Below are 16,918 nucleotides of genomic sequence, written 5' to 3' on the forward strand. Positions count from 1 at the left end.
GATCAGAAGCTGTGGTTTTGCTGCAGCCAGCGGGCCACGGCCAGCGGCGTCCGGTCCTCGAAGCGAGGCCCGATGATCTGGAGCCCGATCGGCAGCCCTTGTGCAGTCTTTCCGGCAGGCGCGACGGTAGCCGGCAGGCCCGCGACCGTGGCGAGGCCGGACCAGGCGAGCTGGTCGCGATACAGCGAAGCATCACCGTCGATGGTCAACGTCGTGTGGCCCCAGTCGGGCGCGTCCATGTGCGCGAAGGCGGCCGAGCCGAAGGCCGGCGCGATGACGATGTCGAAGCTCCGAAAGAGGCGGCCCCAGTCTCGCTGCAGTCCCATGCGCCGGTCCAGCAGGCGCAGCCACTCATGCGCCGAGATCGACGGCGGGGAACTCGGACCGCCGCGCGTCGTGATCGTGCGCAGGATGTTCACATAGTCGACCTGGATGGCGGCCAGATCGGGCAGCAGCACGCTGGTGCGCTCGACGCGGGCACCAGCCGCGACAAGGGTGCGTGTAACCGCATCGACCGCATGACGTACCTCCGCGCTGGCGCATGCCGAGGGGTGCTCGCTGAGCGCCAGGGCGCGCAGCTCGCGGATGTGGGCATGCCGCGCGCGCGGCAATGTGAGCTGGAAGGCCGTGGCTTCGTCGCCATCGGGGCCGGCCAGTACGTCCAGCGCCAGTTCGAGGTCGCTGGCGCTCCGCGCCATCGGGCCGATGACTGACAGCACGTCCGGAGCCGCCTGGTAGCCACCTGGGAAGTCATGGCCACGCGCAGGCAGCAGCCCATGCGTCGGCTTGTGGCCGTAGACCCCGCAGAAATGGGCCGGTACCCGGAGCGAGCCGCCGACGTCCGAGCCCAGCTCCAGCGTCACCATGCCGGCCGCCAGGGCCGCTGCCGAGCCGCCCGAGGAGCCACCGGGTGTGCGCTCCGGGTCCAGCGGATGAAGTGTGCGGCCGTAGACGGGGTTGTTGCTTTCGTAGTCCCCGAGCCCGAGCGCGAGGTTGGTCTTGCCCAGGATCACCGCGCCCGCGGCCTTCAGGCGGCGCACAGCCACCGCATCTTCGGCCGCCGGCGGCAGCGAGCGCGCGAACTCGAAGCCCCAGGTTGTGGGCAAGCCCGCCACGTTGAACGATTCTTTCACTGTCATGGGCAGCCCGAGCAGAGGACGGCGTTCGCCCCGGGCCAGGGCGGCGTCCGCGATGCGCGCCTGCTCGCGTGCGCGCTCGAAGTCGCGTACGACGACGGCGTTGATCTTCGGGTCGCAAGCCTCGATGCGCGCGATGGCGGCGTCGCAAGCCTCAAGCGCGCCGATCCGTCGCGCGGCGAGTGCTTCGATCAGCAGGCCGGCCGTCTGGCGTTCAGGGGAGGATGGATTCATGGCTCTATTGCAGTGGGAGGTAGAGATGCGTGCGCCAACCGTCGCCCAGCGGCTCGCGCGGATCGTTGGCGTAGTGGATGAAGCAGGGCGCATCGCGCAGCACGTAGCCAGTGGCCGGCAGCCAGTCGCGATAGATGGCGGTCCAGACGGTGTGCAGCAGCGTGTGCGCTCCCCGATGCGTGAACACGGCGTGGCGGCCCGCCGGCAGATGGCTCCAGGCGAGCGTGCCGCTGAGCGCTGTGGCCGGTTGTCCAGGCGCGCCGGTGCGTTCGGCCAGCGAATGATCGAAGACGACGCCACAGAGCATGCGCGCCTCCTGGTCGTCGGGTCCCTGCGGCTCGTCGGGGAAAACAGCGACCCAACTGCGCGTGCGTGGCAGCAGGCCGGCCGCACGCACGACGGGGACCAGCTCGGCAAATGCGCGTTGCGCGGCTCCGGTGCGCACGCCATCCACCATGCCGCGCCCGGTGGCCGTCAGCACCGCGAGTGCGGGCACGTCGAGCATTTGCGGGCGCAGCATCGGGTTCTGGCGTGCCGTCCCGGGATCGGGCGCCGACCGGCGATCGAACAATTGCTGCCAGCGAGGCGCCTGGCCCCCGCGCACAGCCGCCGGCGTGGTGTCGAGCTCGCGCCTCATGGCCTTGGCCAGTGCCTGCGCCGACTCGTAGCCGACTTCCAGGGCCACGTCGTTCACGGAGGCCGGGTTGTCCGTCAGCAGCTCGCAGGCGCGCTGCATGCGCCGCCACGTGATGTAGCCGCCGACCGTGATGCCGAAGTAGGCTCGAAAGATGCGGTGGAAGTGGTAGCGCGACATGGCCGCCATGTCCGCCAGCAGGGCACCATCGAGAGGCTCGCCGAGATGTCCGTCGATGTAGGCGGCCGCGCGCGACAGCAGGTCAAGGTAGCGCACGGTCTGCGTGCGAGTGCTGGCAAAGGCATCGATGGTCATGAGCCGTCGATTGTTTCGCACATGGTCCGCAAGGGCGTGTCCGGGCTTGCTCGATCGTGCCGCGCTAGCATCTCCCCCATGAGCAAGCCCTCCACCAACCTGATCCACCACCCCTACACCCCGCCCGCCACCTTCGCCGCGCCGCAGCCCGGCGTGTTCAAGGCATCGACCGTGTTCTTCGCCGACGTGGCCGCCATGCGTGCGCGCGACTGGAAGACCAAGGCCGGCTACACCTACGGCCTGCACGGCACGCCGACCACCTTCACGCTCGAGGAGCGGCTGGCCACGCTCGAGGGCGGCACCGAATGCCTGCTGGTGCCCAGCGGCCTCGCGGCCATCGCGCTGGTGTCCTTCGCCTTCCTGAAGACGGGCGACGAGGTGCTCATTCCCGACAACGCCTACGGCCCCAACAAGGCGCTGGCCACCGGCGAGCTCGCGAACTTCGGCATCACGCACCGCATGTACGACGCGATGAACCCCGCCGACCTCGCGGCCAAGCTGTCGGACCGCACCAAGCTGGTATGGGTCGAGGCGGCCGGTTCGGTGACGATGGAGTTCCCCGACCTGCCGGCCCTGGTGGACATCTGCCGCGCGCGCGGCGTGATGACCGCACTCGACAACACCTGGGGCGCGGGCCTGGCCTTCGCGCCCTTCGACTTCAACGGCACGGGGCAGGGCGTCGACATCTCCGTGCACGCGCTCACCAAGTACCCCAGCGGCGGCGGCGACGTGCTCATGGGCAGCGTGGTCACGCGCGACGAGCGCCTGCATCGCGCGCTCAAGCTCACGCACATGCGCATGGGCTTCGGCATTGGCGTGGGCGACGTCGAGACGCTGCTGCGTTCGCTGCCCAGCATCGCGTTGCGCTACGCCGCGCACGACCGCGCGGCGCGCGAGCTGGCGGGCTGGCTCAACGGCTGCGACGAGATCGCGCAGGTGCTGCACCCCGCGCTCGAGGATTCGCCCGGCCACGTGCACTGGCGCGCGCTGTGCGGCCAGGCCGACCTGGCGGCGGGACTGTTCTCGGTGGTGTTCGACGAGCGCTTCAGCACCGAGCAGGTCGACCGCTTCTGCGACAGCCTGAAGCTCTTCCGCCTCGGCTATTCGTGGGGCGGGCCCATCAGCCTCGTGGTGCCCTACGACATCGGCCTGATGCGCGACGCCAGCGTGGCGCGCTGGCCCTACAAGGGCACGCTCGTTCGTTTTTCGATCGGGCTCGAGGACGTCGGGGACCTGCGCGCCGATCTGCAGCAGGCGCTGGGGCGGTTGTAAAAAATCGCTTCCCGCTCCTTGGGAGCGCCGCGGGGTACCGTCTTGAGAGTGCGGCGTTATCGCTTACAGTAGGCGACGCGCAGTCACCCTGACTGCCTCGCCCAAGGAGAAGCAGTGGCAACACCAAATTACGGCTACGAGAAGCGCCAGAAAGAGCTGGCCAAGAAGAAGAAAAAGGAAGAGAAGCTCCGGGAAAAGGCGAATCGCAAACTCTCACCGAGCAGCGATGGCCTGGCCCCCGGGGACCCGGAAACCGATGTGGCCTCGCTCGAACACGATGCCCCCACGGTGCCCGAGTTGCCCACCAAGAACGGTTGATCCGCTCCTGGCGTACCCATCAAGAAGCCGCCGCAGGCCCGCGCCTGCGGCGGTTTTTTTATTTCGGCAGCAGCTTGCGCAGCTCGGGCCAGACGTTGTCCAGCAACTGGGGCTGCGCCGCGGCGGTCGGGTGGATGCGGTCGGCCTGGAACAGCGTCAGCGCATCGGGCGCGTCGGCCACGCCCTTGAGCAGGAAGGGCACGAGCGCCGACCTGGTCTCGCCCGCCACTTTTGAGAACACGGCCTCGAAGCGCCGCGTGTAGTCGCCGCCGTAGTTGGGCGGCACCTGGATGCCGACGATCAGCACCTTCGCGCCCGCGGCCTGCGCGGCCTTGGTGATCTGCAGCAGGTTGCTCTCGGTGTCCGCCAGCGGCAGGCCGCGCAGCGCGTCGTTGGCGCCGAGCTCCACCACCACGTGCGTGGGCTTGTGCTGCGTGAGCAGCGAGGCGAAGCGCGAGCGTCCGCCCGAGCTGGTGTCGCCGCTGATGCTGGCGTTGACGACGCTGGCCGCGACCTTCTGCTGCGCAAGCCTTTTCTCCAGCAAGGGTACCCAGCCTTCGCCGCGCTTCAGCCCGTACTCTGCGCTCAGCGAATCGCCCAGCACCAGGATCACCGGCTTGCCGGCCTGGGCTTGCGCCGCGGTCGTCCATATCCCCGCGCTGCCGAGCGCGGCGGTGGTCAAGATAAAGTCACGTCGATTCAAAACCAAAGCCTTTCCATGTCCCAACCCCCGTCCGATGTAATTGTTGCCGTCGAGCATGTCTTCAAGTCCGTCACCGACTCGACCGGTACGCTGGACATTCTGCAGGACATCGATTTCACCCTCGGGGCACGGGAGACCGCCGCCATCGTCGGTGCCTCGGGCTCCGGCAAGAGCACCTTGCTGTCGATCATTGCCGGGCTGGACACCCCCACGCGCGGGACGGTGCGCATTGCCGGCGAGGACATCTTCGCCATCGACGAGGACGAACGCGCGGCGGTGCGCGCCCAGCGCGTGGGCTTCGTGTTCCAGAGCTTCCAGCTGCTGGGCAACCTCAGCGCGCTGGAGAACGTGATGCTCCCGCTGGAGCTGGCCAACCGCAAGGACGCGCGCAAGGCCGCCACCGAGATGCTCGCTCGCGTGGGCCTCGGCCAGCGGCTGGGCCACTACCCGAAGGTGCTCTCGGGCGGCGAGCAGCAGCGCGTGGCGCTGGCCCGTGCCTTCGTGGTGCAGCCGGCCCTGCTGCTGGCCGACGAGCCCACCGGCAGCCTCGACTTCGCCACCGGCGAGCAGGTCATGCGGCTGATGTTCGACCTCAACCGCGAGCTGGGCACCACGCTCGTGCTGGTCACCCACGACCGCGGCATTGCGGCGCAGTGCGAACGGCGCATCACCATCGAGGCCGGCCGCGTGGCTTTTAATGAAAAAGCTGCCGTAGCGCCCGTCTGACAAGCGCGATAAGCTATTAAATAAATAGCAAACCAATCCGAGGAGCCTGAATGGAAGAACTTCCCCCCGACGCTGTCCGCGCGCTCCAGAGCGGCAGGCTGATCGAGGCCATCAAGATCGTGCGCGACCGCACCGGCCTGGACCTCAAGTCGGCCAAGGAAGCCGTCGAGCGGTATGCCGCGCGCATGGACGAGGGGGACGAAGACACCGCCACCGGGCGCAGTGCGCCCGATGTCGCCATGCAGGACCGCGGCTTCGCGTCGATGCCGTCCACCGCGCTGAAGGCGCTGGCGCAGGGCAACAAGGTCGAGGCGGTCCGCCTCACGCGCGAGGCCACCGGCCTGAGCCTGGCCGCCGCCAAGCGGCTGGTCGAGAAGCACGACGACCCATCGGTGGGCGACTTCGCTGCCTTGCCTTCGCACATGCCGCGCCGCCCCATGGACGAGCCCGGCCGTGTGCACGGCGGCGGCTACAAGTGGCTGCCGGCGGTCATCGTCGTGCTGGCCGCGCTGATGGTCTGGCTGTATTTCGGCGGGACGTTCTGACCCGATGATCGTTCCGCAGTTCTGGGCCGAAGGCCGCATCCAGGAGCGCGTGGCCGGCAAGCAGGTCACCGTGCGCCGCTACGGCTGGTCCGACGACAGCCCGCTGGCCGCGCAGGCCCACGCCGACCAGCGCACGCGCGAGGCCTTCGAGCGCATCGTGCAGGGCGAGAAGCTGGAGCGCCGCGAGCGAAAGCTGGCCTACAACGGCGCCAATGGCGTGCCCATCCGCGAGGAGATCGTCGAGCGCCAGGGCGACACCGTCATCACCCGCAACGGCTACGGCGCGCGCTGCCTCAACACGCCCGACGTGCTGTTCGTCGACATCGACTTCGAGGAGCCGCTGCGCGGCAGCGTGTTCGCTTTTGCGCTGGTGCCGGCGCTCATTGCCGGCGTGGTCGGCGGCTGGGCCGCCAAGACCTGGCTGGGCGGGCTGATCGCGTTCTTCGTGGTGTTCACCGTGGCCTGGGTCATCGGCCAGCGCAAGAAGCGCGGCCAGCCCAGCGGCAACCCCGCGCCCGAGAAACTCGCGGCGGAGCGCATCGGCCGCTTCATGCACCAACACCCCGACTGGCACCTGCGCATCTACCGCACGCCCGCGGGCTTTCGCGTGCTGGCCATGCACGACGTGTTCAGCCCCGGCGACTTGAGCGTGGCCGACTGCTTCCAGGCCATGGGCGTGGACAAGGTCTACGCGCGCATGTGCCGTAACCAGAACTGCTTTCGCGCCCGCGTGAGCGCCAAGCCATGGCGCGTGGGCATCGGCGAGCACATGCGCCCGCAACCCGGCGTGTGGCCGGTGTCGCCCGACAAGCTGCCCGTGCGCGACGCCTGGATCGCCCGCTACGAAAAGGCCGCCGAAGGCCACGCCGCCTGCCAGTACCTGGAGAGCGTGGGCAACAGCGAGCGGGTGCATCCGAATGCGCGCGCGGTGCAGGAGCTGCACGACGAACGCACCCGCGCATTGAGCGGCCTGCCCCTGGCCTGAGCACCCAAAGCGGGCAGGGGCCCCGGGGTGGGGATAATCGGGGGATGTCTTCTCCTAAAGTGATCTTCGGCTTCCATGCCGTGGGCGTGCGCATCAAGACCGCGCCGAAATCGGTGCTCGAAGTGATGTTCGACGCCAGCCGGCGCGATGCGCGCATGAAACAGTTCATTGCGCGTGCGCAGGAAGCCGGTGTGCGGCTGGTCGAGGCCGACGGCCTGCGGCTGTCCAAGCTCAGCGGCAGCCACGGCCACCAGGGCGTGGTGGCGCGCGTGGAACCCGCCGCGCAGATCCATTCGCTCGACGAATTGCTCGAAGGCCTCGAAGAGGCCGGCACCGTGCCCCTGCTGCTGGTGCTCGACGGCGTCACCGACCCGCACAACCTCGGCGCCTGCCTGCGCGTGGCCGACGGTTCCGGTGCGCACGCGGTCATCGCGCCCAAGGACCATGCGGCCGGCATCAACGCCACCGTGGCCAAGGTGGCCAGCGGCGCGGCGGAGACCGTGCCGTACTTCATGGTCACCAACCTCGCGCGCACGCTCAACGAGCTCAAGGAGCGCAGCATCTGGTGCGTGGGCACCAGCGACGACGCGCCAGGCACCATCTACCAGAGCGACTTCAAGCGCCCGCTGGCGCTGGTGCTGGGCGCCGAGGGCGAAGGCATGCGGCAACTCACGCGCAAGACCTGCGACGAGCTGGTGAGCATTCCGATGGCCGGCGCGGTCGAGAGCCTGAACGTCTCGGTGGCCAGCGGCGTGTGCCTGTACGAGGCGCTGCGCCAACGCGGCGCCTGAGCGAGGGCGCGTTTTTCGCGTCTTCGCGTCTTCGCTTTTTCGCTTTTTCGCTTTTTCGCTTTTTCGCTTTTTCGCTTCTTCGTCGTTCAGTCCTGCCGGGCGGACAAGGCCGTGCCCTTGCGGTGAAAGTAGACCAGCTCCGCCATGCGCCGCATCTGCGGTGTGCCCAGCAGGCGGTTGAACATCCAGTCGCTCTGGAAGTGGTCGAAGGCCCAGCGCAGCGTGCGCTTGAGGTGAAAGCCCGGGTAGCCGCGCACGAACCAGGTGGCCGGGTCGCCGACCTCGCGGCGAACGAAGCGCGCCACGGCCTCGCCCGCGCGCTGGCCGTGCAGCAGGGCGGTGTGGATGCCGCCGGCCGTCACCGGCGACACCATGCCGGCCGCATCGCCCACCAGCAACGCCCGCTCCCTTGAAACCCGCGGCAGCACGCCGCCGCAAGGGATCATGCCGGCGCGCACCGCAACCGGCGGTGCATTGCCCGGCGTCACCACCGGCGCGATCTTGCGCAGCAGCGGGTCGAGCTTCAGCGCAGTGGCATCGTGGCGCCCCATGCGGCGCGCCAGCCCGATCTGGCTCACGCCCACGCCCTCGAGTGCCCAGCCGATGTAGCCGGGCGCGAGCTGCCGGTCGACGAAGCAATGCAGCAGGTCGGGCGCCATGCGTGCGCCCTGGTATTCGTGCTCGACGCCGTACAGAAAGCGCGTGTTGCGCGAGAGGCCCAGCGCCTTCGCCACGCGCGAATGCGGGCCATCGGCGCCGACCAGGTAAGTGGCGGTGATGCAGGGGCCCTGCGTCACCGGCACCTCCCAGCGCCCGTTGATCCACAGCGCCTGCTCGAACAGCGTGCCCAGCCGCACGTCGACGCCGCATGCGCGCGCCGAATCGGTCATCCAGTCGAGCAGCGCCGGCGCGTCGGTGGCCCAGAACCAGTAGCCCGGCGCGTGCAGGTCGACACTGCGCATGTTGGGCGCGTAGAGCCGCACCCCTTCGATGCGGCGCACCAGCGCGGGCGGCACCTCGGCGAGCCAGGGCACGGTGTCCACCGCGTCCTTGACGATGATGCCGGTGGTGTGGAGCTTGGCCCCGGCGCTGGTCTTCTTCTCCAACACCATCACGCTGAGGCCGGCCAGTGCTGCGGCGCGCGCGCAGGCGAGACCTGCAAAGCTGGCGCCCACGACGAGCAAGTCGACCTTGATGCTGCCCAAGCCGTTGCCGGCCGATGCAGCCGGGGCTGGCTCAGGTGCGGCGCAGGAAGCGGAGGAAGAAGCGAGGGGAGTGAAGAAACTGGAAGAAGGGGTGTGCATGGGCAGCCAACGGTTCGATGCGCACTGCGTCGTGCAGTGCGCATGCGAAGTTAGCTAGCGCCTGTGCGGGCGGCGTGAAGCCTGTGTGAACTCAATGAACTCAGGAAGGGTCCTTGCCGCGCGTGCGGCCCACCGCGCTGAAGATGCCGATGCCCAGCAGGATCACCGCACCGATGCCGATGTACAGCGTAGGCACGCCGGCCACCGAGGCGCCCCAGATGAGGCCGCCCAGGAAAATCACGAAACCGATCATGTAGAGCGCAAAGGACATCGTCGTTCCTCCGGAAGCTGAGATGCCTTGCAGTATCCCGAGCGGTGCCGGCCGCCGCACCGGCGCGTGCCGCCTGTGCATGTGGGAGCCTGCCTACCCTTCGCAGCCGTTCACGGCGGGCACATTCACTCGGGGCTGGCCACCAGCAGGTAGCGGCAGCCGGTGCGCCCCAGCGCCTTGAAGACCAGCGGCCGGTCGACGCCGAAGTCCAGGCAGTCGCCGGGTGCGAGCTCGAAGCGCTCGTCGCCGTAGTCCACCCGCAGCGCACCTTCCAGCATCCACAGGCATTGCCGGTAGGGCTTGCCGCTCCATCGCGGGTAGCCGACCTGGGCCGAGCGCGGCAGCTCCACCTCGACCAGCTCCACCCCGCTGCCCGCCTGGCGCTCGGCGACCTGGCGCCGAAGGTAGCCCGCCTCGGGGTCGCGCCACACTTCCTGCGCGGCGCGCGGGCGCAGCCGTTGCGGTTGCGTCTTCTCCTCGGTCAGCAGCTGCGCCAGCGGCACGCCGAGCCCGGCGGCCAGCCGGCCCAGCAGCACGGCGGTGGGGCTGCTCTGCGCCCGCTCGACCTTCGAGATCATCGCCTTGCTGACACCCGAGCGTTCGGCCAGCTCGCTCAGGCTGAGCTCCTGCGCCTGCCGCAGCGCCAGCAGCCGCGAGGCGATGAGCGTGTCGATGTTCTCGCCGGGCGCTTCGGCAACGGGAGGCGGCAGAGAACGTGAAGCGAGAGAACGTGAAGGGCGAGAACGTGAAGGGCGAGAATGTGAAGGGGATGAATCGTTTCTCATATGAGATTATTATTCTCCTATATTGAACAGCATTCCGATGAGGAACACCATGCGTCTGATCCCCTGCACCGAAGAAGCGCACGCCGCCGCGATCCTTGCCATCCTCAACGAAGCCATCGCCACGTCCACCGCGCTGTACGACTACAAGCCGCGCACGGCCGAGAACATGGTGGCGTGGTTCGCCACCAAGCGCGCCAGCGGCTTCCCGGTGATCGGCGCCGTGGACGACGCCGGCAAGCTGCTCGGCTTCGCGAGCTACGGTGCGTTCCGCGCCTTTCCCGCCTACAAGTACACGGTGGAGCACTCGGTGTATGTCGACAGCGCGCACCGCGGCGAAGGCCTGGGCCGCACGCTGATGGAGGCGATCGTTGCCGAAGCCGTTGCGCGCGACGTGCACGTGATGGTCGGCGCCATCGACGCGGCCAACGCCGGCAGCATCGCGCTGCACGAGCGCCTGGGCTTCGAGCACTCGGGCACCGTGCGCCAGGCCGGCTTCAAGTTCGGCCGCTGGCTCGACGTGGCCTTCTACCAGCGCATTCTGGCGACGCCGCTGCAGCCGGTCGACGGCTGAAGAAGGCTTTTCAGGCCAGCAGGTAGAACCGCATCACCACCTCGGCGGGGTGGCGCATGCCGGCGCCGACGAACATGCGCTCGGTGATCCACTTCAGCGAGGCCGACGCGGTCTCGAAGCGCGGGCTGCAGCGAAAGTACACCTGCGACGGATCGACCGGCTCGCCGCGCAGCAGCCGGCCCATGACCTCGGGCGAGGCCGAGCGCACGGCGCGGTTCTGCACGTACAGCAGGTCGCCCGCGTCCGTCTCGAGCCCGTAGCGCGCGTCGAGCTCGGAGAGCGTGTCGCTCACGATCAGCTGGAAGTCGCTGCCGCCCGGCAGCACACGCGCCCGCCAGCCGTGGCCGACGGCCTCGCCGCCCGTGATCGGCACGGTGCGGCGCAACCCGCGCGTGCTGTTGCCCAGCACCTGCGGCACGCCCACCTCGACCCGCAGGTCGGCGAAGTGCTCGAGGGTGGGCGCGGCGATGGAATCGAAGAGGCTCATCGCCGGCTTCCGCTTCAGGCCGCGGCGTTCTCGGCGCTGGCTCGGTCGAGCATTTCGATCGTGCCCGTGTCCAGCTTCAGCTGCGTCGCAACCACGAGCTCCTCGAGCTGCGCGATGGAGGTGGCGCTGGCAATCGGCGCCGTCACGCCCGGGCGCGCGATCTGCCAGGCGATGGCGACCTGGCCCGGCTTGGCGTTGTACTGCTGGGCCACCTTGTCGAGCGCGTCGAGGATGCGCAGGCCGCGCTCGTTCAGGTACTTCTTGGTCGTGTTGGCGCCGCGCGCGCTCTTGGCCGCATCGGCCTCGGTGCGGTACTTGCCGGTGAGGAAGCCGGCGGCCAGCGCGTAGAAGTTGATCACGCCCACCTCGCGCTTCACGCACAGCGGCTCCAGCGCGTCCTCGAACACCGCGCGGTCGTACAGGTTGTACAGCGGCTGCAGGCTCTCGTAGCGCGCAATGCCCAGGCGCTCCGACACGTCGAGCGCTTCCTCCAGCCGCGGTGCCGTGTAGTTCGACGCACCGATGGCGCGCACCTTGCCCTCCTTGATCAGCTCGTCGAACGCACCCAGCGATTCCTCCAGCGGCGTGCCGGCGTCGTCGTCGTGCGACTGGTACAGGTCGATGTAGTCCGTCTGCAGGCGCTTGAGCGAGGCCTCGACGGCCTCGCGGATGTACTTGGGCGACAGGCCCACCTTGCCTTCACCCATCGGCTTGCCGACCTTGGTGGCCAGCACCACGCGGTTGCGCTTGCCGCTCTGCTTGAGCCACTTGCCGATGATGGTCTCCGACTCGCCGCCCGTGTGGCCCGGCACCCAGGCCGAGTAGACGTCGGCCGTGTCCACGAAGTTGAAGCCCGCGTCCAGCCAGGCGTCGAGCAGCTTGAACGAGGCCGCCTCGTCCACGGTCCAGCCGAACACGTTGCCGCCGAAGGCGAGCGGGGAAACCAGGAGGCCGGAGCGGCCCAGCGGGCGAAGTTGCGACATGTCGATGCGTCCCTGAAGGTGAAGGAGAAAAAAGAGAGGTACTGAAGATTAGACGAAGCCCACGGCGCCGAGCACCGCGCCGGCACCGAGCAGCCAGAGCAGGTGGATGCGCGTGCGCCAGACGACCAGCGCGGCCACGCCGCTGAGCAGCCACAGGTGCCATGCGGGCGCATCGCCGGCATGGTTGCCCGCCGCCAGCACCCAGCCGGTGGCGATCAGCAGGCCCACCACCACCGGTGCCATGCCCTGCTTGAAGGCGCGCACCCCGCGCCGCGTGCGGTTGCGGTGGCCCCAGCGCGTGGCGAAGTAGGTGAGGGTGGTGCTGGGCAGCATGATGCCCACCATGGTGACCAGCAGGCCGAAGAGCCCGAGCAGCCAGGCGCCCGGCCCGGCGCCGATGCCGCCGCCCGCGTTGAGCCCGACGTTCCAGCCCATCAGTGCCACGAACAGCACGTTGGGCCCCGGCGCGGCCTGCGCAATGGCTACCGAGGAACTGAACTGCGCGTCGGTGAGCCAGCCGTGCTGGGCGACCAGGTAGCGGTGCATGTCGGGCACCGTGGTGATGGCGCCGCTGATCGACAGCAGCGACAGCAGCATGTACTGCCCGAGCAGGGCCAGCCAGTCGTGCCATTGCATCGCGATGGTCATGCGGGAATCCTCTTCCAGGTCCAAGCGCAGGCGACGCCGCCGACCACCAGCAGCACCCAGCCCAGCGGTATCTTGAACACCGCGATGGCCAGGAACACCAGCGCCATGAAGACCAGGCAGGTGGCAAAGCCCAGCGGGTGCTTGCGCAGTTGCGGCACCAGCTTGATGCCGGTCGCGGCAATCAGCCCGCCCGATACGGCGCCCATGCCGCGTAGCGCGGCGGCCACCTGCGGGTTGCCCGCGTAGTGGGCGTAGAGCACGGCCAGCGCCAGGATCACCACCAGCGGAACGGTCAGCATGCCCGCCACCGCGGCCACCGCGCCGCGCAGGCCGAAGTAGCGGTCGCCGATCATCAGGGCCAGGTTGATCACGTTGGGCCCGGGCATGACCTGGGCCACGGCCCAGTCTTCGAGGAACTGCTCGGGGGTGAGCCATTTCTTCTTCTCGACCATCTCGCGCTGGACGATGGCGAGGACCCCGCCGAAGCCCTGCAGTGCCAGAAAGGTGAACGAGACGAACAGGTCGCGCGGCGACTGCGGGTGCGCAACGGCAGGCGCGTCGGGAGCACTGGACGCAGCAGGCGCGGCAGCCGCAGCGGTTGCCGCGGGCGCGGCAGGTGCATCGGGCGGCTGGGACGGCGCCGCCGCGCCGGTGGCAGGGGGAGACGGGTGCATGTGATGCGATTATCGTAGGCAGGCCTGCAACGTGCCGGGCGCCGCGCTGACAAGATGCGGCCCGGCCCCGCACCGACACTTCAGCACAGGGAACACTTCAGCATGCTCTTGAAACTGCGCGCACTCTTCGACCTCTGCCAAAGGGCCTTCAACTCCTGGTCGAACGACTACGCGCCGAGCATGGGCGCGGCGCTGGCCTACTACACGGTGTTCTCGATCGCGCCGCTGCTGCTGATCGTGATCGCGGTGGCGGGCCTGGTGTTCGGCCAGGAGGCCGCGCGCGGCGAGATCTTCGCGCAGCTCTCGGGCCTCATGGGCGACCAGGGGGCGGCGGCGGTGCAGGGCATGCTGCAGGCCGTGAACAAGCCGGCCGAGGGCATCGTGGCCACGGTGGTCGGCATCGGGCTGCTGGTGGTGGGCGCCACCACCGTCTTCGGCGAGCTGCAGGACGCGCTCGACCGCATCTGGCGCGCGCCCGCGCGCATCAAGAACAAGGGCCTGTTCAACATGCTGCGGGTGCGCCTGCTGTCGTTCAGCATGATCATGGGCATCGGCTTCCTGCTGATGGTGTCGCTGGTGGCCAGCGCGGCGCTGGCGGCGCTGGGCAAGTGGTGGTCGCCGATGTTCGGCGCCTGGGAGACCACGGCGCAGGTGGTGAACTTCGTCTTCAGCTTCGCGATGGTCACCGTGATCTTCGCGATGATCTACAAGATCATGCCGCGCGCCAGGGTGCAGTGGCGCGACGTGTGGGTGGGCGCGGCGGTGACGGCGCTGCTGTTCACCGTGGGCAAGCACCTCATCGGGCTGTACATCGGCAAGAGCAGCGTGGCCTCGGGCTACGGCGCGGCGGGCTCGCTGGTGGTGGTGCTGGTGTGGGTCTACTACTCGGCGCAGATCTTCCTGCTGGGGGCCGAGTTCACCTGGGTCTATGCGCGCACCTACGGTTCCATGAAGGACACGAAAGGCATCGCCGACCTGAACCCCTCGCCGACGCGCGAGGTGCCACTGCCGGAGAACGACAGCTGAGCGCCGGGGCCGGCCGAGCGGCTGGCGGCGAAACCGTCAGCCCGTGAAGCCGCCGTCGTCGAGGTACTTCTGTTCCTCGGCGCTCGATTCGCGCCCCAGCAGCGTGTTGCGGTGCGGAAAGCGCCCGAAGCGCGCCACGAGGTCGCGGTGCATCACGGCAAAGCGCTGCGTGTTGGCGTCCACCGCCGCATTGAGCGCCACCGAGCGTTCCTGCTCGGCCAGCACCTCCGAGTGCATGAAGGGCATGTAGAAGAAGGGGCGCAGCACCGCTTCCAGCTGCCGGTCGAAGCCCGCCTCGACGGCCTGCTTCGCCACCGCGAGCGCCTTGCCGTCGGTGGCCAGCATGTGCGGGTTGTTGCGCCAGGCGTTGCGCGGGAACTGGTCGAGCAGCACCAAGAGGGCGAGCGTGCCTTCGGCGTCGGCCAGCCAGTGGTCGAGTTCACCGCGGGCGGCCGCCTGGTGGGCCTGCGCGAAGCGGGCGATGAAGTCGGCGTCGAAGGAGTCGTTCTTGGCGAACCAGCGCTTGGGGCCGGCCTGGCGCCAGAAATCGACGACGTCGCGGGCCGACGCAAGTGCTTGGGAGGTCATCGGCGCATTCTCTTCCAGCACGCGTTTTCACCCATGCCCGAGGGCCGAAGTCGGGGCGATGGCCGACAAGACAACTCTCGCCGCGCTGCCTATGCTGTGGACGCTTCCACAACTCAGGAGATCAAGCTCATGACCAAATATGGCACTTTTTTGCGCGCAGCCCTCATCACCGGGGTGGCCAGTGCCGCGCTGGTCGGCTGCGGAATGATGTCGAAGTCGAACGTCGCCACCTTCAGCGGCGCGATGAACGCGGCCAGCGAAGTCCCGCCGAACATGACGCGCGGCAGCGGCATGGCCGAAGCCTGGTTGAACCGCGACACCAACGTGCTGAAGTACAAGATCACCTACACCGGCCTGAGTGGCCCGGCCACCATGGCGCACTTCCACGGCCCCGCGGCCGCGGGCGCCAATGCCGGCGTGGTGCTGCCCTTCGCCAACCCGGCGAGCCCGATCGAAGGCCAGGCCACGCTCACGCCGGCGCAGGCCGCCGACCTGTCCGCGGGCAAGTGGTACGCCAACGTGCACACGGCCGCCAACCCCGGCGGCGAGATCCGCGGACAGATGCTGCCGAAGATGTGACCACGGTGTGACCTTGTACCGGGAGCCCGCGCGGTTGCGGGTGCCCGGTAATTCCCTGGTCAGGTTGGATGTCGCACGGCTGGTGTCAAATGAACGCATGACGACACCTTCGAAGAAGAAACCCCGTGCCGCCGCCCAACCCCTCAACCCTTTTGCTTCGCGACGCGAAGACATGCGCAGTGCCCGCAAGGCACTGGTGCTGCAGGGTGGAGGCGCGCTTGGCGCTTACCAGGCCGGCGTGTATGCCGCACTCAGCGAGACCGAGCTCGAGCCGCACTGGATTGCCGGTGTGTCCATCGGTGCCATCAACGCGGCATTGATCGCGGGCAACGCGCGCGAGCACCGGGTCGACCGGCTGCGCGAGTTCTGGCACCTGGTGTCTTCCGGTCCATCGCAGCGCCTGCCTTCCTGGATGGGCGACCGCGCCACGCAGAACCAGTACAGCGCGACGATGGCCTCTCTGGTGGGCATTCCGGGCTTCTTCGAACCGCGTTACTCGCCGGCCTTTCTCATGGGCGGCGCCGCGCCGCTGCTGAGCTACTACGACACCTCGGCGCTGAAGGCCACGCTTGAACGGCTCGTGGACTTCGACCGCATCAACGCGTGCGAGGCCCGCTTCAGCGTGGGCGCGGTGAACGTGCGCACCGGCAACTCGGTGTACTTCGACAACACGCGCCAGCGCATCGGCCCCGAGCACATCATGGCCAGCGGCGCGCTGCCGCCGGGCTTCGCGCCCATCAGCATCGACGGCGACGACTACTGGGACGGCGGCATCGTGTCGAACACGCCGCTGCAGTACGTGCTGGACATGCACCCGCGCAACGAGCCGCTGGTGGTGCTGCAGGTCGACCTGTTCAACGCGCGCGGCGAAATGCCGCGCACCATGGCGGGCGTGCTGGAGCGGCAGAAGGACATCACCTACTCGAGTCGCACCCGCGCGAACACCGACGCCCTGGCCGCCAACATGAACCTGCAGCAGGCCATTGCCGACCTCATCACCAAGCTGCCGGCCAGCCTGCGCAACGACCCGAGCGTGCTCGCGGTGCAATCGCAGCTCACGCACGAGCCCATCGACATCTTTCACCTGATCTACCGCGACAAGCCCTATGAACTCGAATCGAAAGACTACGAGTTCTCGCGCGCCGCGGTGGAAGAGCACTGGGACTCGGGCGCGCGCGACATGCGCGTGACGCTCGCGCATCCGGAGACGCTGCGCGCCGATGCCACCGTGAACGGCGTGACCACCTTCGACCTTGGCGAGCATGGCTCGGGGCGCGTCAAGCGGCCGGGGCTGTCCCGGTAGCCGGGGATTCAGCTTCGACTAAGAAACCAGCGCCAGACTG

21 protein-coding genes are annotated in these 16,918 nt (G+C 68.7%); 10 read left to right on the forward strand and 11 right to left on the reverse strand.

Features of this window, described 5'->3' with window-relative positions; translation table 11 throughout:
- Positions 1-2: 2 nt before the first annotated feature.
- Both BM004_RS22050 and BM004_RS22055 read right to left on the reverse strand, forming a co-directional pair.
- Entirely contained in the window at positions 3-1,370 is a 1,368-nt protein-coding gene (locus BM004_RS22050) for an amidase family protein (RefSeq protein WP_218152713.1), read from the reverse strand.
- A 4-nt stretch (positions 1,371-1,374) separates the two neighbouring features.
- The gene (locus BM004_RS22055) at positions 1,375-2,319 is read right to left on the reverse strand and encodes an AraC family transcriptional regulator (RefSeq protein ID WP_093216717.1); all 945 of its coding nucleotides are present in this window, start codon (positions 2,317-2,319) and stop codon (positions 1,375-1,377) included.
- Positions 2,320-2,397: 78 nt separating this feature from the next.
- Here BM004_RS22055 and BM004_RS22060 point away from each other — a divergent pair, with 78 nt between their 5' ends.
- Together BM004_RS22060 and BM004_RS22065 are read left to right on the forward strand one after the other, a co-directional pair.
- A complete protein-coding gene (locus BM004_RS22060) occupies positions 2,398-3,591 on the forward strand; it encodes a PLP-dependent transferase (RefSeq protein ID WP_093123024.1) in 1,194 nt (397 codons plus the stop codon).
- A gap of 114 nt (positions 3,592-3,705) precedes the next feature.
- The gene (locus BM004_RS22065; protein WP_093123021.1) at positions 3,706-3,909 is read left to right on the forward strand and encodes a hypothetical protein; all 204 of its coding nucleotides are present in this window, start codon (positions 3,706-3,708) and stop codon (positions 3,907-3,909) included.
- Between the two features lie 58 nt (positions 3,910-3,967).
- On the opposite strand, the gene BM004_RS22070 is transcribed toward BM004_RS22065, so the two are convergent.
- A complete protein-coding gene (locus tag BM004_RS22070; RefSeq protein ID WP_177206562.1) occupies positions 3,968-4,591 on the reverse strand; it encodes an arylesterase in 624 nt (207 codons plus the stop codon).
- 36 nt (positions 4,592-4,627) lie between these two features.
- Between BM004_RS22070 and BM004_RS22075 the strand changes: the two genes are divergently transcribed.
- The 4 genes from BM004_RS22075 to rlmB are packed head-to-tail and all read left to right on the forward strand — an operon-like array spanning position 4,628 to position 7,659.
- The gene (locus BM004_RS22075; protein WP_093123018.1) at positions 4,628-5,338 is read left to right on the forward strand and encodes an ABC transporter ATP-binding protein; all 711 of its coding nucleotides are present in this window, start codon (positions 4,628-4,630) and stop codon (positions 5,336-5,338) included.
- 50 nt (positions 5,339-5,388) lie between these two features.
- A complete protein-coding gene (locus tag BM004_RS22080) occupies positions 5,389-5,883 on the forward strand; it encodes a hypothetical protein (RefSeq protein ID WP_093123016.1) in 495 nt (164 codons plus the stop codon).
- Positions 5,884-5,887: 4 nt separating this feature from the next.
- The gene (locus BM004_RS22085) at positions 5,888-6,868 is read left to right on the forward strand and encodes a hypothetical protein (protein WP_093216719.1); all 981 of its coding nucleotides are present in this window, start codon (positions 5,888-5,890) and stop codon (positions 6,866-6,868) included.
- 44 nt (positions 6,869-6,912) lie between these two features.
- Positions 6,913-7,659 carry a 23S rRNA (guanosine(2251)-2'-O)-methyltransferase RlmB gene (gene rlmB / locus BM004_RS22090; protein WP_093216722.1) on the forward strand — a complete coding sequence of 249 codons (747 nt, stop codon included), beginning with the start codon at positions 6,913-6,915 and terminating at the stop codon, positions 7,657-7,659.
- Positions 7,660-7,745: 86 nt separating this feature from the next.
- On the opposite strand, the gene BM004_RS22095 is transcribed toward rlmB, so the two are convergent.
- The 3 genes from BM004_RS22095 to BM004_RS22100 form a co-directional block, all read right to left on the reverse strand.
- Entirely contained in the window at positions 7,746-8,864 is a 1,119-nt protein-coding gene (locus BM004_RS22095; RefSeq protein ID WP_256219982.1) for an NAD(P)/FAD-dependent oxidoreductase, read from the reverse strand.
- 199 nt (positions 8,865-9,063) lie between these two features.
- On the reverse strand, positions 9,064-9,234 hold the full coding sequence (locus BM004_RS41480; RefSeq protein ID WP_177206563.1) for a hypothetical protein: 171 nt from the start codon (positions 9,232-9,234) through the stop codon (positions 9,064-9,066).
- A 125-nt stretch (positions 9,235-9,359) separates the two neighbouring features.
- Positions 9,360-10,019: a helix-turn-helix domain-containing protein gene (locus BM004_RS22100; RefSeq protein ID WP_093216727.1), complete on the reverse strand. Its 660-nt coding sequence runs from the start codon at positions 10,017-10,019 to the stop codon at positions 9,360-9,362.
- A gap of 49 nt (positions 10,020-10,068) precedes the next feature.
- Between BM004_RS22100 and BM004_RS22105 the strand changes: the two genes are divergently transcribed.
- Positions 10,069-10,590: a GNAT family N-acetyltransferase gene (locus BM004_RS22105; protein ID WP_093216857.1), complete on the forward strand. Its 522-nt coding sequence runs from the start codon at positions 10,069-10,071 to the stop codon at positions 10,588-10,590.
- A gap of 10 nt (positions 10,591-10,600) precedes the next feature.
- On the opposite strand, the gene BM004_RS22110 is transcribed toward BM004_RS22105, so the two are convergent.
- From BM004_RS22110 to BM004_RS22125, 4 genes are read right to left on the reverse strand one after another with little or no spacing between them, the layout of a single operon-like run.
- The gene (locus tag BM004_RS22110) at positions 10,601-11,077 is read right to left on the reverse strand and encodes a DUF3237 domain-containing protein (protein WP_093123005.1); all 477 of its coding nucleotides are present in this window, start codon (positions 11,075-11,077) and stop codon (positions 10,601-10,603) included.
- A 14-nt stretch (positions 11,078-11,091) separates the two neighbouring features.
- Positions 11,092-12,060 (reverse strand): aldo/keto reductase, encoded by a 969-nt coding sequence (locus BM004_RS22115; RefSeq protein ID WP_093216729.1) that lies wholly within the window; start codon positions 12,058-12,060, stop codon positions 11,092-11,094.
- A 48-nt stretch (positions 12,061-12,108) separates the two neighbouring features.
- Complete coding sequence (locus BM004_RS22120) at positions 12,109-12,708, reverse strand: chromate transporter (RefSeq protein ID WP_093122999.1); 600 nt, start codon at positions 12,706-12,708, stop codon at positions 12,109-12,111.
- Positions 12,705-13,382 (reverse strand): chromate transporter, encoded by a 678-nt coding sequence (locus BM004_RS22125; RefSeq protein ID WP_256219983.1) that lies wholly within the window; start codon positions 13,380-13,382, stop codon positions 12,705-12,707. Before BM004_RS22125 ends, BM004_RS22120 begins: the two co-directional genes overlap by 4 nt.
- 102 nt (positions 13,383-13,484) lie before the next feature.
- Between BM004_RS22125 and BM004_RS22130 the strand changes: the two genes are divergently transcribed.
- Positions 13,485-14,408, forward strand: a complete 924-nt coding sequence (locus BM004_RS22130; protein WP_177206564.1) for a YihY/virulence factor BrkB family protein — start codon at positions 13,485-13,487, stop codon at positions 14,406-14,408.
- A gap of 36 nt (positions 14,409-14,444) precedes the next feature.
- Here BM004_RS22130 and BM004_RS22135 read toward each other — a convergent pair whose 3' ends face one another.
- On the reverse strand, positions 14,445-14,996 hold the full coding sequence (locus tag BM004_RS22135; RefSeq protein WP_093216862.1) for a DUF924 family protein: 552 nt from the start codon (positions 14,994-14,996) through the stop codon (positions 14,445-14,447).
- Positions 14,997-15,125: 129 nt separating this feature from the next.
- Between BM004_RS22135 and BM004_RS22140 the strand changes: the two genes are divergently transcribed.
- Both BM004_RS22140 and BM004_RS22145 read left to right on the forward strand, forming a co-directional pair.
- A complete protein-coding gene (locus tag BM004_RS22140) occupies positions 15,126-15,575 on the forward strand; it encodes a CHRD domain-containing protein (protein ID WP_093216732.1) in 450 nt (149 codons plus the stop codon).
- A gap of 97 nt (positions 15,576-15,672) precedes the next feature.
- Positions 15,673-16,878, forward strand: a complete 1,206-nt coding sequence (locus BM004_RS22145; protein WP_093216734.1) for a patatin-like phospholipase family protein — start codon at positions 15,673-15,675, stop codon at positions 16,876-16,878.
- The last annotated feature ends 40 nt before the right edge of the window (positions 16,879-16,918 follow it).

Source organism: Variovorax sp. OK212 (assembly GCF_900112425.1).
Classification (GTDB): Bacteria; Pseudomonadota; Gammaproteobacteria; order Burkholderiales; family Burkholderiaceae_C; genus Variovorax.

What these genes read in the sequence shown, in the direction of transcription:
- BM004_RS22050 (WP_218152713.1), bottom strand. Translation starts at nt 1,370, where the DNA reads ATGAATCCATCCTCCCCTGAACGCCAGACGGCCGGCCTGCTGATCGAA.
- BM004_RS22055 (WP_093216717.1), bottom strand. Translation starts at nt 2,319, where the DNA reads ATGACCATCGATGCCTTTGCCAGCACTCGCACGCAGACCGTGCGCTAC.
- BM004_RS22060 (WP_093123024.1), top strand. Translation starts at nt 2,398, where the DNA reads ATGAGCAAGCCCTCCACCAACCTGATCCACCACCCCTACACCCCGCCC.
- BM004_RS22075 (WP_093123018.1), top strand. Translation starts at nt 4,628, where the DNA reads ATGTCCCAACCCCCGTCCGATGTAATTGTTGCCGTCGAGCATGTCTTC.
- BM004_RS22080 (WP_093123016.1), top strand. Translation starts at nt 5,389, where the DNA reads ATGGAAGAACTTCCCCCCGACGCTGTCCGCGCGCTCCAGAGCGGCAGG.
- BM004_RS22085 (WP_093216719.1), top strand. Translation starts at nt 5,888, where the DNA reads ATGATCGTTCCGCAGTTCTGGGCCGAAGGCCGCATCCAGGAGCGCGTG.
- rlmB (WP_093216722.1), top strand. Translation starts at nt 6,913, where the DNA reads ATGTCTTCTCCTAAAGTGATCTTCGGCTTCCATGCCGTGGGCGTGCGC.
- BM004_RS41480 (WP_177206563.1), bottom strand. Translation starts at nt 9,234, where the DNA reads ATGTCCTTTGCGCTCTACATGATCGGTTTCGTGATTTTCCTGGGCGGC.
- BM004_RS22100 (WP_093216727.1), bottom strand. Translation starts at nt 10,019, where the DNA reads ATGAGAAACGATTCATCCCCTTCACATTCTCGCCCTTCACGTTCTCGC.
- BM004_RS22105 (WP_093216857.1), top strand. Translation starts at nt 10,069, where the DNA reads ATGCGTCTGATCCCCTGCACCGAAGAAGCGCACGCCGCCGCGATCCTT.
- BM004_RS22110 (WP_093123005.1), bottom strand. Translation starts at nt 11,077, where the DNA reads ATGAGCCTCTTCGATTCCATCGCCGCGCCCACCCTCGAGCACTTCGCC.
- BM004_RS22115 (WP_093216729.1), bottom strand. Translation starts at nt 12,060, where the DNA reads ATGTCGCAACTTCGCCCGCTGGGCCGCTCCGGCCTCCTGGTTTCCCCG.
- BM004_RS22120 (WP_093122999.1), bottom strand. Translation starts at nt 12,708, where the DNA reads ATGACCATCGCGATGCAATGGCACGACTGGCTGGCCCTGCTCGGGCAG.
- BM004_RS22125 (WP_256219983.1), bottom strand. Translation starts at nt 13,382, where the DNA reads ATGCACCCGTCTCCCCCTGCCACCGGCGCGGCGGCGCCGTCCCAGCCG.
- BM004_RS22130 (WP_177206564.1), top strand. Translation starts at nt 13,485, where the DNA reads ATGCTCTTGAAACTGCGCGCACTCTTCGACCTCTGCCAAAGGGCCTTC.
- BM004_RS22135 (WP_093216862.1), bottom strand. Translation starts at nt 14,996, where the DNA reads ATGACCTCCCAAGCACTTGCGTCGGCCCGCGACGTCGTCGATTTCTGG.
- BM004_RS22140 (WP_093216732.1), top strand. Translation starts at nt 15,126, where the DNA reads ATGACCAAATATGGCACTTTTTTGCGCGCAGCCCTCATCACCGGGGTG.
- BM004_RS22145 (WP_093216734.1), top strand. Translation starts at nt 15,673, where the DNA reads ATGACGACACCTTCGAAGAAGAAACCCCGTGCCGCCGCCCAACCCCTC.